This window comes from Nostoc sp. S13 (assembly GCF_029379315.1).
Classification (GTDB): Bacteria; Cyanobacteriota; Cyanobacteriia; order Cyanobacteriales; family Nostocaceae; genus Nostoc.
In genome coordinates this window covers 1-15,600 of sequence record NZ_JAQYWQ010000083.1, presented here as the reverse complement: position 1 = coordinate 15,600, position 15,600 = coordinate 1, and the positions used below count along the sequence as shown (strand labels likewise).

The window sequence follows — 15,600 nt, the reverse complement described above, 5'->3', positions numbered from 1 at the left end:
TCCTCAAGGATAAAACTGTTGACTCAGATGTTCGTAGAGGTGCAGCATCGGCATTGGGAAATCTGGGGGAGGCTGCCAAACCCTACGTCAAAGACATCGCTGACATTCTCAAGGATAAAACCCTTGAATACTATGTTCGTTCCGATGCAGCAGAGGCATTGGGAAAAATAGAACAATTTGACCTGAATAATATTGTTGTAATTCTGGATAGCATCTATTACGATGGTCAATCAGAATTTGCACAGTGGCGATTTTTGACATATTTTCTAGGTCGCGGCACTGATGAAGTCAAAACACTGCTTACATGGCTGGGTTTTCCTGACACTAAAACGATTCCTGATCAATTAGGCCACGATCGCGGTGATAAAACTCTCAAAATATTTGCCCAAGTCTGGGAACCTAGCCAAGGTTTGGCACGATTACGCGAAGATTTAGCAAAGCAAATTGCTGTAGTTGCCAGAAAAGTCCATTGGGAACCGCAAGATATTGTTATTTTAGAAACCCACTACAAAAACCTCAAAAACGCCGGCTACAACGAAGCTGATTCACTGCAATCAGTAATAGTTAACCTCAAGGGTTGGCAGTGGTTTTTTAACGCCAGAATGATGATTTTGATTCACGCTACCTTTTGGCTTCTCCTCATCTTTGCTTATCCCAAATTTCCCCAAGTTCAAGCCATCTTCTTCTGGAATCCTTGGGTAAGGCGCATCTTAGGCGTGGGCTACGTCGGCTTTCTCCTCGCCTGGATTCCCTTTTTCCGCCGCAAGTTATTTGAACCCTTCAAGCCATCCCTACTAGCCGATGCCGGGTTAGATAATTTTAACCCCCAAACATACTTTCGAGAATCTAAAGTGAAAGTTCCCAGTGCCGAAGAACCCCAAGCAATTACCCAGGTGCTACCCAGCATCGCAGGGCAAATAGTCTTAGAAGGTGATTCTGGTTTGGGTAAGTCGATGTTTCTCCGCCATCTCGTGAAAACCTCACCGCGCATTGTAGTTTATTTACCCGCTCGTAAGTGTGACAAAGGGGTAATTGAAGCAATTCAAGCCAAACTGCACGGGCAAGCACAAGATGCTGATTTTCTCAAGAATTTAATTTACAGTGGTGCGTTAGATATCTGCATTGACGGACTTAACGAAGTCACAGCCGACACCAGGGCAAAAATCTCGCAGTTTGTCGAAAGCTACTTCCGGGGTAACATCATCATGACTACCCAGCCCCTTGAGCAAGCCCAAATTCAGCAATTTTTGATTTCCCGTCAGCCACGACTGCCCAAAGATGCCAAAGTTCAGGGTAATAATTACGAGCAAGCCTGCACTAGCTATCTAGCAACAGCCCTCAGCAAGCAGCAATCAGCAGAGGAGTTAACTCCTAACCAAAGGGTTCTCTCTAACCCAATGGATTTAACTGTTGTGGCGTTAATGATCTCCCAAGGTGAATACCCCGATTTGTTTCACCTGCAACAACAGCAATATAATTTGATGGCAGCCGAATACCTTCAAGAGTGGAACCAGGAATTTCCCTTAAAAAAATTCTCGGATGCTGTCTATCAAATGCGACTAAACGATGAGCAGGCGCTACCTGGAGATGAATTTTACCAGGTAGTACAGTCTTTAGAAGATGAGAAATATAAAATGGTCGTCAGCCGTCAGTGGCAAAACGAAGAAGGTGCAGCCAAGAGAGAATGCTATTTCCGCCACGATAAGATTATGAAATTCTTTTTGGTGCAGAACTTTCTGGGCGAGAAGGATGAAGCTAAAAATCGGCTGATTGACCACATGGGCGACCCCCGTTTTCGTGGTGTATACTTTTTGCTAGTAAATTTACTGCCTTTAGATACTGCCAAAGAACTGAAAGAAAAATTAGTTCAATACGCCGCCGATACCAAAGACCATACTGTGAGTGATATCTTCATGCAATTGTTGCGGCCAAGGTCGTGAGATGAATTTATAATTGCTAATGAGCTACGCCCCGCCACGCTAACGTAATTCGTAATTAAGAAAGAGACTTCTAGGCTAAGGGTAAATTCTTGATTTAATTAAACGTGAGTTCGACGAACCTCTCCCTATCTTGAACTAAAGTTCAAGTCTGTCCCTCTCCGAGTCGGAGAGGGACAGGTTTTGCGTAGTAAAACCAGGGAGAGGTCTTTTGATTCGTGTGACCCGTCGAACTCACGTTGATTTAACTACAATGAGCCTTTGAACTTCGTTAATGAGTCTTTGAACTTCGTTAATGAGTCTTTGAACTCCATTAATGAGTCTTTGAACTCCATTAATGAGCCTTTGAACTTCGTTAATGAGCCTTTGAACTCCGTTAATGAGCCTTTGAACTCCATTAATGAGCCTTTGAACTCCGTTAATGAGCCTTTGAACTCCGTTAATGAGTCTTTGAACTCCGTTAATGAGCCTTTGAACTCCATTAATGAGCCTTTGATATTAAATACGTTACGTAAGCGTTCGCATAGCGTCTGGTAGAGAAGCTCGACATCGCACCTTTGCCAAAACCTACCAGCTAGGCTCAGTACCCTACTAAACAAAACGCACACCAATTGTGATTAGTGTGCGTCTGCGATTAGATTTTAAAAGTTCTCGAATTTAGCGATCGCATCCTTCATCTTTTCCACTACCTCATCTACAGGTATAACTCCCAATTCCCCAGAGGCGCGGGTACGGATGCTCAAGGTGTTGGTTTCCACTTCTTTCGCTCCCACCACCGCCATCACGGGTATTTTTTCTTTCTCTGCATTGCGAATCTGTTTACCCAAGCGATCGCCACTGGTATCAACTTCTGCACGGATGCCCAACGCTCTCATTTTCGTCACCACATCTTTAGCAAAGTCTACCTGTATATCACCGACTGGCAGTAATCTAGCTTGCACTGGCGCTAACCATAAAGGGAAATCGCCCGCATATTCTTCAATTAAGATCCCAATTAGCCGTTCCAGTGAACCAAAAGGCGCACGGTGAATCATCACAGGGCGTTTACGAACACCATCTTCGGCGACGTACTCCAAATCAAAGCGTTCTGGCAAATTATAATCTACCTGCACAGTTCCTAATTGCCACTCCCGATCTAGGGCATCACTAAAGATAAAGTCAAGTTTTGGCCCATAAAAAGCCGCTTCTCCAATACCTTCAAAGTGTTCCATCCCCAAGGTTTCAACTGCACGGCGAATTGCACCTTCAGCTTTGTCCCAAACTTCATCAGAACCGATGTACTTATCACTAGCAGGATCGCGGAAACTGAGCCTAGCTTTAAAGTTCTTCAGTTGCAGACTATTGAACACCGACAAAATCAAATCCACCACACTGAGGAATTCGCTATCTAGCTGTTCTGGGGTAACGAACAGGTGAGAATCATCCACAGTAAAACCGCGCACCCGCGTTAAACCGCCCAATTCCCCTGATTGTTCATAGCGGTAAACAGTACCAAATTCTGCCAATCGCATCGGTAGTTCCCGATAGGAGCGTAACTCACTCTTATATATTTGGATGTGAAAGGGGCAATTCATCGGCTTCATCACGAAGCCTTGTTCCTGTGCAGCAGCTTCTTGATCATCCGCCATTAAGGGGAACATATCTTCTTTATATTTCTGCCAATGTCCAGAGGTTTTAAATAAATCTACTCTGGCAATATGAGGTGTAACTACAGATAAATAACCCCGTTTTAGTTGTTCTTGCTTGAGGAAGTCTTCTAAAGTACTCCGTAACAGAGTGCCTTTGGGTGTCCACAAAGGTAAACCCGGCCCGACTAGATCAGAAAATATAAATAATCCCAGTTCCTTACCCAGTTTCCGATGATCTCGCCGCAGCGCTTCTTCTTTGCGTCGCTTATATTCAGCGAGTTGTTCTGGGCTTTCCCAGGCGGTGGCGTAGATGCGTTGTAATTGGGCTTTAGTTTCATCCCCACGCCAATAAGCGCCAGCAAGGCTTTCTAGTTCAATTGCTTTGGGATTTAATTCACTGGTATTTTCCAGATGAGGCCCCGCACACAAATCCCACCATTCATTCCCCAGGTGGTAAATCGTGATTGGTTCCTCTTTAATATCTGCCAGGATTTCTAGCTTGTAAGGTTCGTTAATTCCCTGAATCCGGCGTTCGGCTTCTTCGCGGCTGACTTCTTCTCGAATAACTGCCAACTTGCGATTGATAATCTTCACCATCTCTTTCTTGATGGCTTTGAGATCATTTTCGCTAAATGGTTCTGGGTTGTCGAAGTCATAGTAAAAACCGTTTTCAATCCAAGGGCCGATTGTAACTTGCGCCTTGGGAAACAGCTTTTGTACTGCCATTGCCATTACATGGGAAGCAGTGTGGCGAATCTTTTTTAAGTTCTCCGATTCGCTGGTACGCGGTAAATAAATTTTTTCAACTTGTTCTGGCTGTTCTGAGTGTTCTGACTGATTCGATGATTTTAGCGACATTGGCTGCTGAACCATTGGCGAAGTGATTACAAAAGGTGATTTATCTATCTGTAGGCTTATTCAACTATAACGACTTTGATTTTTGCTCTGTAGGCTTCATGTTCCCACTACTGGATTAATTTTTAATCGCGGATAAAGATAAATTTTTGATTGCTTACTTGAGTGTCAATTTCAGGATTCGGTGCGTAGGCGTAGCCCGTCGTAGACATCGCTAAATTATCTGATGAATTGCAACTCGGTGTCATTTATACCTATAGATCCCTCTCCAAAGGAACTATACAAACCCGATATCAAGACTATATAATAAAGTGTGTGTTCTTTGTTACATATTTTTACATTTTCGGAATTATGAGAAAGATCAGAAAAATGTTAAGAAACATAAATAACGTTAATATTAGTAAGCAAGTTGGAAATATGCCTCTCATTTATGTCAGACTCAAATTTACCAGGGACTGAATTGCTGAAAACGGTTTTAGAACCCCTGCTTGAAGATTTTCAGCATTGGTTTAGGCGATCGCGCCATTTACTCGAAAATGAGCAAATATCATTTATGAGTGATCAAGAGCAATCTGACTTGCTCTCGCGGGTTAAGCAAGCGCAAGATGAACTTAATACGGCGAAGATGCTGTTTAATGCCACTGATAAACAAGTCGGGATTGATATGGCAACATTAATGCCTTGGCATCAATTAGTAACAGAATGCTGGAATGTCGCAATGCGCTTTCGTCAAGGGCGTGAAGTTTAAGCAGCCTCTGGAAGCATCTGCTAAATTTCGGCACACTACTTAGCGATGTCTAATGACAAGCCCCTTTATTTCTAGGCAAGACGCTAGATCATTCGTTAAAGAGATAGTAGAAAATTCTTAAGAAGTTCTTAACATTATTTGGATTAGTAAAAGAATGTATCCTATGCTACCGTAAGTGGAATAACGGTTGACAAATAACTCCATATGAATGTAAGCGCACAAAAAGTGCGTCAAATACTCGTCTTAACTGTGAGTCACAGTGTCTGCGAAGCAAAGCGTTACAAAATAAACTTTTAAAAATTGCTGCTCTGGAGGAAAATTCAATGTTACACCTGCTTTACATTCTGGCTTTTACAATCCTTGCATTTATAGCTGTTGGCAACTTAATTCGTAACCTAATCATGTTCAGTTTTGATCGGGAGCGAACTTACCCAACGAATTCCTCGCCAATGAATAATCAAGGCAACTATGGTTATTATTCATCAAAGAAACAGTTTGTACCGCATCCAGAGTTATTAGATAGCGCGGGGAACTTAATTAAAGAGCCACTTTTGGTAATGCGTTCGATTAACGTTGAAGATGCGCGTCAACATCTCGATGCACTTTACGAAGCATCTCCAGGAAATAAAAGAGAAAATTCTGAGGAAGCATAAAAAAAATAAAGACGCGATTAATCGCGTCTTTAGAGGAGTTTGGGTGTAAATTATTGTTGTTTTTGCATCCTTAACTTTTCGCGTAGCAGAAATTTATTACCATCCTTGAATTTGAGGCGATCGCGTCGGGAGGCTGGTAAATTAATATTGTGTTGTCCACTTGACACAGTTTTAAGTTGCGATGAGTGACTAAAGAAGCCGTTATTGAGTTGGTGAAACATTTGCCCCAAGATGTAACCTTACGAGAAATTATTCAGAAAATTGAGTTTATTGCACCTGCTATACGGGAAGGGTTTGACCAAATTGACCAAGGTCAAGGCATCCCGGTTGATCAGATAATCGATGCATGGACTAGCAATTAATTCTCTGGCTCGAATCACTTGGAGATTTAGAAACCATCATTCGGTACATCGCTCAGGACAATCCGGAAGCAGCCAGGAAAATTGGTCAGAGGTTATTAGAGAAAACGAAAGAACTCAGCCAATTTCCATTTAAGGAGCAAAAGGTTTCTGAATTTGATGAGGCTAACATTCGCCAGTTAATCGAAACGGCATGGTGTGAGTGATGAGATAATTCGTGAAGCACTCAGCGAAGCTACTGGGCGAGATAGCAACAGTTAGTAACGGCAGTAAGAGAAAAGCTAAATCCAGCTGAGTAGCGGGAGTTATCTGGTTATGTTCGAGGTTAATAGCATAGAATAAGTGATCTATTATTTAGAAGTGCATTGACCAGATTTGAGTTCATAGTAAATGGGCGACCAGTATCACAACAGGCTCGTAAGCGCGGTAAGGGCAATCGGCTTCAAGATTGGAAAAAGACAGTACGACAAGAAGCTGAAAAATACTGGTCTTCGGAACAAAAAACAGCTACTGGGTGGGTTATGCTCCAGATAACCTATTTCTATGATTCTGTTGAAATAGATATAGACAATATAGTGAAGCCTATTCAAGATGCAATTAAAGGATTAGCCTACGTCGATGATAATCAAGTAAGCGATCTCCTAGTTAGAAAGAGGAATTTGTCAGGTAACTTTAGAATAGAAAACATGACCTCGACATTGGCGGAAGGTTTTGCCCGTGGCAATGAGTTCTTACATATTGTTGTAATTAATGCTCCTAACCAGGAGGTAATTATTTGATGGAAACTCCAACCGCAAACTTAGAAAGAGAGCGATTGCTGAAACTAGCAGAGGAGTATCGTGAAAAAGGTTACGAAGTTTTTTTTCATCCAAATCCAGAAGACTTACCTGACTTCCTTAATCACTATCGCCCCGACATGATAGTACGTCGGGGAGAAGAAAATGTAGTTATTGAAGTCAAGTCACGCTCCTCACTTAACTCTTCTTCTAATCAATATTTAGGTAATTTAGCTCAAGCGGTAGAAAAACATCCTGGTTGGAGATTTGAATTAGTAATGACCAACCCGGAAGATACAACATATTCTCCCAAAGCAGAGGCTTCTCTTCAAGAACATGAAATAGAATCACATTTGCAAGAAGCAAGGCAACTTACAACGCGACATCCAGAATTAGCTCTCCTATGTTCCTGGCCTTTAGTAGAAGCAACTTTGAGACTTATTGCCCAAAAGGAAAAGCTAAGTTTAGAAAGATTTGATCCACTGTACTTAGTGAAGCAATTAGCAACTGAAGGTGTAATTTCCAAATCTGAGTATCAGTTACTAATGAATTCACTCCCATTACGTAATTCTATTGCTCATGGTTTCAAAACTACACAAATTACGCAAAATTCTGTATATGAATTGATCGAGCTAACAGAGCAGCTCTTGAGAACTCTACACACTGGCGATGAAGCAGGCTAACACTGCGTTAGGACAAGCCCTGGTGCTGAAGGTCATCCTGCCGATCGCACGCACTTAGCAGAAAATAGGGAGTAGAAAATTCCCTACTCCCTACTCCCTTTCTAAGCTTCGATAACTACCCGCAAATTGCCCCGTTTTTTCGCAACGCGACAAGCAGTCGTAGTACCAGAACGCTCGAATTCCAAATCGAGAATAGTGGGGCCGACTCGCAAATTATGAAATGACAGGCGATTAATCGATTCTGGCAAAGCAGGGTCGATTATTCGCAAGCAGTTATTTTGAGCATCAGGCACCAAGTTGACCATCATTTGTAGTAGTTGGAAAATACTACCAGTAGCCCAAGCTTGCGGAGTGCAGGCAACTGGATACTGCACAGGAGCATTATCACCGTTCCGTTCGTAGCCGCAGAAAAGTTCTGGAGGACGTTGGTAGGGCTGCTGATTAGTCATGTCGAATAAACCCTGGAATATTTCCAGGGCTTGATCGATCAGACCGAGCGATCGCAATCCCATTGCAATCAGAGCGTTATCATGGGGCCAAACTGAACCAGTGTGATAGCCCATTGGATTGTAAGCAGGTGACAAACTACTTAGAGTACGAATGCCCCAACCATTAAACATATCTGGTGCCCGTAAGCGTTCTGCCACACTATAGGCTCTTTCGTGGGTGAACAGACCCAAATGCAGACAATGACCAGGATTTGAGGTAATACTGTCTACTGGCTTGCCATCTCCATCTAAAGCCAGAGCGCAGAAATCCTGGTTTTCCACCCAAAAATCTCGATTAAAACGAACCTTAAGACTTCTAGCCTCTTCTTGCCAACGATCTGCCAAATCAAGCCGCTTCTTCATCCTAGCTATTTCTGCGAGGCGCATTTTTGCCGCATAGACGTAAGCTTGCACCTCACAGAGGGCAATTGGGCCGTTGGCTAATTCTCCCTTGTGGTCTACGATACAGTCACCAGAATCTTTCCAACCTTGGTTAACAAGACCGCGTTTCGATTTACGAAAGTAACTGAGGTAGCTGGTTTGTTGGCTATTGCGATCGATCCATTCCATTGCTGCTATAGCATTCGGCCAAAGTTGCTCTAGGAGTTCTTGATCGTGAGTCCAAGCATAATATTCGGCATAGAGCATCAGCCACAAGGGAGTCGCATCAACTGTACCGTAGTAAGGTGTATGGGGAATTTCATGACAACGAGCCATTTCTCCCAAACGTAACTCGTGCAAAATCTTACCCGGTTCTTCTTCGCGCCATTCGTCGTCCAATTTACCTTGGTATGTCGCCAGTAATATCAGGGTTTCTTTGGCGATTTGCGAATTTAACATCAGGGTTTGAGAAGCTGTAACTAGCGAATCCCGCCCAAATAGTGTCGAAAACCAGGGCACTCCGGCGGAAACAGTTTTATGCTTACCAAAAGATTGGCCCAACAAATACATATCTTGTTCAGCCCGCTTAATCACTCGATTGAAGGTATTCTTATCTGAACTAATGCGTGTAATTTGTTGTACCCAGTTTTGCTCCTCCATCAACTCAGCGGCTTTCGCCTGTCCTAATGTAATGGCAGCGCTCACAGTTGAACTGGATTGGTTGTTTCTCAACATATTCACTCTGTAGCCCAGCTTTTGAGTTTCATGAGAAGCCAACTCTAGCTGCCAAACCGCAGTGTAACCCTTGAAAGAGTCTGGTTGCCGATGTTGAAATAGAATCCGGGATTCCATCACCGAGCCATCCAGACCTTGATAGGCGAGTGTTAAGGATTCTTCCCTAGAGGCGGATGGCTCTTTAGGTACAGCCGCAACGCCATCGACGAGGGAAAATGTTCCTTCCTCAGCCGTCAGTTCCACTAGGCGTAAAAGCCGACCACGTTTTTCTCTGTCATAGCCCCGGACTTCAAATAAATCAAGAAAATCTGCATCAAAGCTGATGCTTAGTTCAAAATTGACAGTTGTTGTGCTGTAGTTAGATACCTCTATTTCTTCAAATAATGCTCCATTCAGCACTATTTCTCGACGAATTCCCACAGTTTCCGCTCTTAGGCGTTCGTCAATTTTGGGGTTGGTACACAAAACTGCGAGTGAAAACCCTTTTTCAGCAGTACTACTCAAGAGTACAGGCGATCGCCCTTCAATTTGCAACTCCAAGCGATTCAAAAATCTCGTATCACAACAAAACAGTCCCATGCTGGGATTGCCATCGTTGAGGGAACAGCCAGAAATATTCCCGATAGTATCTGTCACAAAAAATAAATCATCATCTTTAACCGTCAGTGTTGGTTGTGGTCTTTCACTCACAACACAAGGCCACTCCGGGATCGGTAATTGTTCGGCAGGAATAAAAGTTTTTCCATCCAGGAAAATTTTTTCCGGGGTCATTAGCGTATCCGATGTCATTAGCCAAAGTTCCGTGTACAGGTCTGTATTTTTATGGTCTTTCGAGTCGAGGTCGCTGACCCTCACAACTTCCGAAAAAAAGACGCTCCCTAAAACTCGTTTGAGCCATTCGAGCCAAAGTAATCTTTACATACTGCTGACAAAATAGCAGCGCTCAAATCCATATAAGCAAATCTAGATAAATTTATATTTTATAAGGCTAAAGTTAAGACTGAATAACTAAGGATTTTGAGATAGTTCATTAGTCATTGAACTTTCTCAAGAGACAAGATTATAGTATACTCAGCAAAAATCCGAAATTCCAGTTTTTGTTGGGTATAGAGAGCCTTTGTTTCCAACTATTATACGATTTTGTCTTAAATATCTTTGGTATTTGATTAGACAAATTTATGATAATTAATTAATTGATTAAATTTAATCACTAATTATGGATTAAATTATGTGAATGTCACACTAATGATTTTTGGGTAAGAATATTTATTTAGTGAGCATAAATCAAGGTAGGCAAAGTAGGCGATGTCTGTCTTGAAAAGTGAGGCTCCTAAACTCGCTATCGCTTTGCTAACGGCGGAAGCCGCCGCTACGACGGGCTATGACAACGCGTGGACTATCAATCAAGGAACAGTGGTTATTAGGGAATGTAATAGTTTAAATAATACAATAATTAGTTAGTCCGTACTTAGTTCTGAAAGGTTTTACCTGTGCAAGCAAAAGCATAAGTTGGTCGAGAATGTATATTGGGCATAGTAGGTTGTCAATCAACAAATCAAGTTGTACGCATTCCTACTAGTACACTACGGCGTAAATAAACATACAATTTCAAATGGCACAAGAGCTTGAAATACAGTTCTTTTGACTTTTGACTTCCGCCTTGCGGTACTACTTGGTAACAAAGTGTTACGCCTGCTTTAGCGAAAAGTGCTTTTTAGCGTTCTTTACATATTGCAACTGTCTGTTTAATTTGAGAGTCCCTTGGAATTTGTACAATGCAGCTGTGACGTGGATCTTTTCGAGGTTGAGCGTTTAACAATAATTCATGAGCATTTCGACTTCTGTGCTGAGTGATCTGCTAAAGTCCCTATCCTACTTGCGGCCCCAGCTATATTTTAAGGCTTCACTAACGGCGCTCTCCCACGCGATGGAAGATCAAGTTTTGGCTGCGACTTTAGTCCAACCCCTTGTAATTGCTAGTTTTCAGCGAGAGCGATTCTACCGCCAAGAAGCTCATCGCTACCAGCGACTTGCCTTGCGAAGTAATCAAATATACGTATTATCTGCTCCAGAAACGGATTTCACCAACAGTTCGGAACACTACGAAAAAGTGGCTTTTGACCCAAAGGATGGCTTAAGTCAAGAGTGGCATTTGGTTGTAATTGCTGACAATTATGCTACTTGTTTGGTTTGCCGGGAAAACCTTGGTTCTATTGCTAAAAATAAGCAACTACCGGAACTAAGCCCTAGTCTGGATATTGACACAGCGCGAAGATTTGAGGGAATTTGGACATCGGAAAGGGGAGTTAGCCTGAAAGCAGCCGAATTGCTGTTAGACAGGATTTTGGTTTACAGACCAGAACTGGCAAGTAAAATTGAGGAGGCACGTCAGAGGTTTGCCATCGGGGAGCCGCGAAACCACTCTGGAGCCGAACAGGTTAACGAATATGCTTGTGACATCGATACAGATCCCTTTGTGCAGCGCTTACTAACTTATTTGCAAGCTAGTCAGTACAAATTGCACAAAGCCTACCGTTCTATTGCTGTCCAAGCACGAAAAGAACGATTAGTCAACTCCATTAGCACTGCCATTCGGCGATCGCTCGATCCTCACGAAGTTCTCCAGGTGGCGGCACAAGAATTAGGACAACATCTAGAAGCTTGTCGCTGTTTGATTTATCGCGCCCAAGCCACAGATACCCAAGCCATAATTGAACACGAGTTTTTGACTCCCGGTGTTTTATCTGTTCGTGGGCAAACCTGGGAGTTAGAGAAAAATTCCCTATTTCGGGACATAGTGGAACAAGGCGAAGGTGTTTGTGTGAGCGATACGCTCAGTGAACCTCGTGTTAGCAATTCGCCAGGACTTTCTTTAATTGCCAAAAAGTTTGCCATTCGTTCTTGGCTGATGGAACCAGTGTTCTATCAGGGGCGATTATTGGGCATTGTAGAGTTGCACTATTGCCGGATGCCACCGCACGAGTGCCAACCTGGGGAATTGGATTTGATCGAAGCGATCGCTACCCAAGTGGGAGCAGCTCTTATCCAAGCGGAAGCTTATGCCAACCTAGAAGAACTTAACCAGCAGCTAGAAGCCCTAGACCGCACCCGTAGCAACCTCATAGCCATCACCGGACATGAACTACGTACCCCCCTATCTACAATTCAAGTGTGCCTAGAAAGCCTCGCTAGTGAGCCGGATATGCCTTTGGAGTTGCAGCAGATCATGCTCAACACAGCTCTTTCCGACTCAGAGCGGATGCGAAAACTGGTACAAGATTTTCTCACACTTTCCAACTTGGAAAGCGGTCGGGTGGAATGGCATCCAGAATCCCTCTCCTTCCAAGAGTGTGTAGATTTAGCACTCAGCCGAAATCGCACACGTTCCTCAACGGAAAAGCCGCCTCAAATCAAGACTCAAATTCCCGAAAACCTACCTCTGGTAAGAGCTGACGGTGATTGGCTAGTAGATGTACTGGCAAAACTTATGGACAATGCTTGTAAATTTACGCCACCCCAAGGAGAAATCACTATTAAAGCGATTCACAATAGCCATCAAATGGTCGAGGTGACTGTGGCTGACAATGGACGCGGCATTGAACCGAATCGTTTAAAAGTAGTTTTTGACCGCTTCTATCAAGAAGAAGGAGCGCTACGCCGCACCACTGGCGGGACTGGACTTGGTTTAGCAATTTGCCGTCAAATTGTTAATGGCTGGGGTGGGGAAATTTGGGCAGAGTCAACTGGCAAAGACCAGGGTAGTCAGTTTCACTTCACTATCCCGATTGTTCAGAGTAGCCAACAGGAAAAGCGGACAAAAGTCAAGAGTAAATAGGTATTGGGAATTGGGCATTGGGCATTGGGCACTTGTACTGAGCGGTGTCGTTGGCGCAGCCTAAGAAGAGAAGTATTGGGCATGGGGCATGGGGCATTGGTTTTTAACAAATGACAAAAGACAAAGGACAAATGACTAAAAACTGTTACAGTCTATGACGCGATCGCAATATGATCCTGGTTGCGGTGTTAGGATTCCCTAAAAACATTGAGAGAATACTTTATGGCAGAAACACTCTCTGGACAAACCCCGCTATTCGGTGGCAGCACTGGTGGCTTGCTCAGAAAAGCAGAAGTAGAAGAAAAGTACGCTATCACTTGGACTAGCCCGAAAGAGCAAGTTTTTGAATTGCCTACAGGTGGTGCTGCTACTATGCGCAAAGGTGAAAACCTACTGTATATAGCTCGTAAAGAATATGGCATCGCTTTGGGCGGTCAGAAACTCCGGAAACTCAAAATTACAGATTACAAAATTTACCGGATTTTACCCAATGGAGAAACTACTTTAATTCACCCAGCTGATGGTGTCTTCCCTGAAAAGGTGAATGAAGGTCGTGAAAAAGTGCGTTATGTCCCACGCAGGATTGGGGAAAACCCCAGTCCATCAGAACTCAAGTTCAGTTCTAAAGCTACGCACGACGCATAGGGACTAGGAACTGGGGACTGGGAACTGGGGAAGAAGCAGGGGAGTAGGGAGCAGCTCTTGCAAGGGAGAAGATTTTTCCCCTTTGCAATAGCAGCACCCTGCCCCTCTGCATCTTTTCAATGCACCATGCCCCTATGCCCTATGCCCCATGCCCCATCCCCAATCCCTAAGCAATTTATGGTATTCCCCGATTTCTCAGAATTTTCTCAGCTAGCTCTACAAGGTAACTTTGTCCCGGTATATCAAGAATGGGTAGCGGACTTAGATACACCCGTATCTGCTTGGTATAAAGTTTGTGCAGGTCAGCCCTATAGCTTTTTGTTGGAATCGATAGAAGGCGGGGAAAAGCTGGGACGCTATAGTTTAGTGGGGTGTGATCCGGTGTGGGTTTTGGAAGCAAGGGGCGATCGCACGACCCAATTAAACCGCGATGGATCGCAAGTCGTTTTCGCAGGCGACCCTTTTACAGCTTTAGCCGAATGTTTAGCATCTTATCAGCCAGTCAAGTTACCACAGCTACCACCAGGAATTGGCGGTTTGTTTGGGTTTTGGGGCTATGAATTGATTCGCTGGATTGAGCCGCGCGTGCCAATTTATCCACCAGATGAGCGAAATATCCCTGATGGGTTGTGGATGCAGGTAGACCATCTATTGATTTTTGACCAGGTAAAGCGGAAAATTTGGGCGATCGCTTATGCTGATTTACGTGATGAGAAAGTAGATTTAAAAGCAGCATATCAACAAGCTGGCGATCGCGTCACCCAAATGCTCGAAAAGCTATCTCTACCTCTATCTCCAGAAAAAACCAGATTGGAATGGAAACCGCCAGAAAGTCGCGTATCTGGAGGAGTAGAGGAATACACTAGCAACTTCACCCGTCCTGATTTTTGTGCCAGTGTCGAAAAGGCGAAAGATCACATTAAAGCAGGCGATATTTTCCAAGTAGTAATTTCCCAGCGACTATCAACAACATACACAGGCGACCCATTTGCCCTTTACCGCTCCCTACGTCAGATTAATCCTTCGCCTTACATGGCTTACTTTAACTTCCAAGATTGGCAAATCATCGGTTCCAGTCCAGAAGTGATGGTGAAAGCCGAAACAGATCCAAATGGTGGAGTGATAGCAACGGTACGCCCAATTGCCGGGACGCGTCCACGGGGTAAAACTAGCCAGGAAGATGCAGCCTTCGCTCAGGATTTACTTCAAGATCCGAAAGAAATTGCCGAACATGTGATGCTTGTTGATTTAGGGCGGAATGATTTGGGGCGGGTTTGTGAAAATGGTAGCGTCAAAGTTGATGAATTAATGGTAGTTGAGCGCTACTCCCATGTGATGCACATTGTCAGCAATGTTGTGGGTAAATTAGCACTTGGTAAAACAGCATGGGATTTATTGAAAGCTTGCTTCCCAGCAGGTACCGTAAGCGGCGCACCCAAGATTAGGGCGATGGAAATTATCCACGAGTTAGAATCTAGTCGTCGGGGTGTTTATTCCGGTGTGTATGGATATTACGATTTTGAAGGACAATTAAATACTGCGATCGCAATTCGCACAATGGTTGTGCATGATCAGACAGTGAGTGTACAAGCTGGTGCCGGTTTGGTGGCTGATTCTGAGCCAGAGAAAGAATACGAAGAGACGCTGAATAAAGCTAGAGGTCTATTAGAGGCGATTCGTTGTTTGCGTTGAACTAGCGACTGGGGAGAAAAGACAGACAAGGAAAAGATTTAAAAATTCAAAATTAACTCCTAACTTTTAACTCAGCACTCACCACTGTTTAAAGACAGGTCTAATATCGTTATCAATGCCTGTTGTATAGTAGACATCTCCAGAAATTAAATATGCGTTATCTAGAACCCTTGTAGAGACGCGAA

General features: G+C 43.6%; 14 protein-coding genes and 1 pseudogene. 11 read left to right on the top strand and 4 right to left on the bottom strand.

The features are described from left to right. Positions 1–1,940: pseudogene (locus PUQ00_RS22460) on the top strand (PBS lyase); the annotation flags it as partial. A gap of 638 nt (positions 1,941–2,578) precedes the next feature. On the opposite strand, the gene thrS reads toward PUQ00_RS22460, so the two are convergent. Further along, complete coding sequence (gene thrS / locus PUQ00_RS22455) at positions 2,579–4,438, bottom strand: threonine--tRNA ligase (protein WP_300420972.1); 1,860 nt, start codon at positions 4,436–4,438, stop codon at positions 2,579–2,581. Positions 4,439–4,545: 107 nt separating this feature from the next. After that, positions 4,546–4,668 (bottom strand): hypothetical protein, encoded by a 123-nt coding sequence (locus PUQ00_RS22450; protein ID WP_300420970.1) that lies wholly within the window; start codon positions 4,666–4,668, stop codon positions 4,546–4,548. A 182-nt stretch (positions 4,669–4,850) separates the two neighbouring features. Between PUQ00_RS22450 and PUQ00_RS22445 the strand changes: the two genes are divergently transcribed. The 6 genes from PUQ00_RS22445 to PUQ00_RS22425 all read left to right on the top strand — a co-directional run bounded on the left by PUQ00_RS22445 (position 4,851) and on the right by PUQ00_RS22425 (position 7,639). After that, a complete protein-coding gene (locus tag PUQ00_RS22445; protein WP_300420968.1) occupies positions 4,851–5,168 on the top strand; it encodes a DUF2605 domain-containing protein in 318 nt (105 codons plus the stop codon). 323 nt (positions 5,169–5,491) lie between these two features. Beyond that, positions 5,492–5,821 (top strand): DUF2973 domain-containing protein, encoded by a 330-nt coding sequence (locus PUQ00_RS22440; protein ID WP_300420965.1) that lies wholly within the window; start codon positions 5,492–5,494, stop codon positions 5,819–5,821. A 185-nt stretch (positions 5,822–6,006) separates the two neighbouring features. After that, positions 6,007–6,183, top strand: a complete 177-nt coding sequence (locus tag PUQ00_RS22435) for a hypothetical protein (protein WP_300420963.1) — start codon at positions 6,007–6,009, stop codon at positions 6,181–6,183. Next, the gene (locus PUQ00_RS32905) at positions 6,183–6,386 is read left to right on the top strand and encodes a type II toxin-antitoxin system RelE/ParE family toxin (RefSeq protein ID WP_366145970.1); all 204 of its coding nucleotides are present in this window, start codon (positions 6,183–6,185) and stop codon (positions 6,384–6,386) included. The genes PUQ00_RS22435 and PUQ00_RS32905 overlap by 1 nt, the downstream gene beginning before the upstream one ends. A gap of 159 nt (positions 6,387–6,545) precedes the next feature. Continuing rightward, entirely contained in the window at positions 6,546–6,959 is a 414-nt protein-coding gene (locus PUQ00_RS22430) for a RusA family crossover junction endodeoxyribonuclease (RefSeq protein ID WP_300420961.1), read from the top strand. After that, complete coding sequence (locus PUQ00_RS22425; RefSeq protein ID WP_300420958.1) at positions 6,959–7,639, top strand: hypothetical protein; 681 nt, start codon at positions 6,959–6,961, stop codon at positions 7,637–7,639. Before PUQ00_RS22430 ends, PUQ00_RS22425 begins: the two co-directional genes overlap by 1 nt. Positions 7,640–7,740: 101 nt before the next feature. On the opposite strand, the gene PUQ00_RS22420 is transcribed toward PUQ00_RS22425, so the two are convergent. Beyond that, positions 7,741–10,032, bottom strand: a complete 2,292-nt coding sequence (locus PUQ00_RS22420) for an amylo-alpha-1,6-glucosidase (protein ID WP_300420956.1) — start codon at positions 10,030–10,032, stop codon at positions 7,741–7,743. A gap of 516 nt (positions 10,033–10,548) precedes the next feature. Between PUQ00_RS22420 and PUQ00_RS22415 the strand changes: the two genes are divergently transcribed. After that, positions 10,549–10,704, top strand: coding sequence for a hypothetical protein (locus PUQ00_RS22415; RefSeq protein WP_300420954.1), 156 nt, complete (start codon positions 10,549–10,551; stop codon positions 10,702–10,704). Positions 10,705–11,068: 364 nt separating this feature from the next. Further along, complete coding sequence (locus PUQ00_RS22410) at positions 11,069–13,078, top strand: DICT sensory domain-containing protein (RefSeq protein WP_300420952.1); 2,010 nt, start codon at positions 11,069–11,071, stop codon at positions 13,076–13,078. Here the strand turns inward: PUQ00_RS22410 and PUQ00_RS22405 are convergent. Further along, on the bottom strand, positions 13,033–13,209 hold the full coding sequence (locus PUQ00_RS22405; protein ID WP_300420950.1) for a hypothetical protein: 177 nt from the start codon (positions 13,207–13,209) through the stop codon (positions 13,033–13,035). The two genes, PUQ00_RS22410 and PUQ00_RS22405, sit on opposite strands and share 46 nt — an antisense overlap. Positions 13,210–13,300: 91 nt before the next feature. Here PUQ00_RS22405 and PUQ00_RS22400 point away from each other — a divergent pair, with 91 nt between their 5' ends. Beyond that, the gene (locus PUQ00_RS22400; protein ID WP_300420947.1) at positions 13,301–13,723 is read left to right on the top strand and encodes a photosystem I reaction center subunit II; all 423 of its coding nucleotides are present in this window, start codon (positions 13,301–13,303) and stop codon (positions 13,721–13,723) included. Positions 13,724–13,900: 177 nt separating this feature from the next. Beyond that, entirely contained in the window at positions 13,901–15,415 is a 1,515-nt protein-coding gene (gene trpE / locus PUQ00_RS22395; RefSeq protein ID WP_300421006.1) for an anthranilate synthase component I, read from the top strand. The last annotated feature ends 185 nt before the right edge of the window (positions 15,416–15,600 follow it).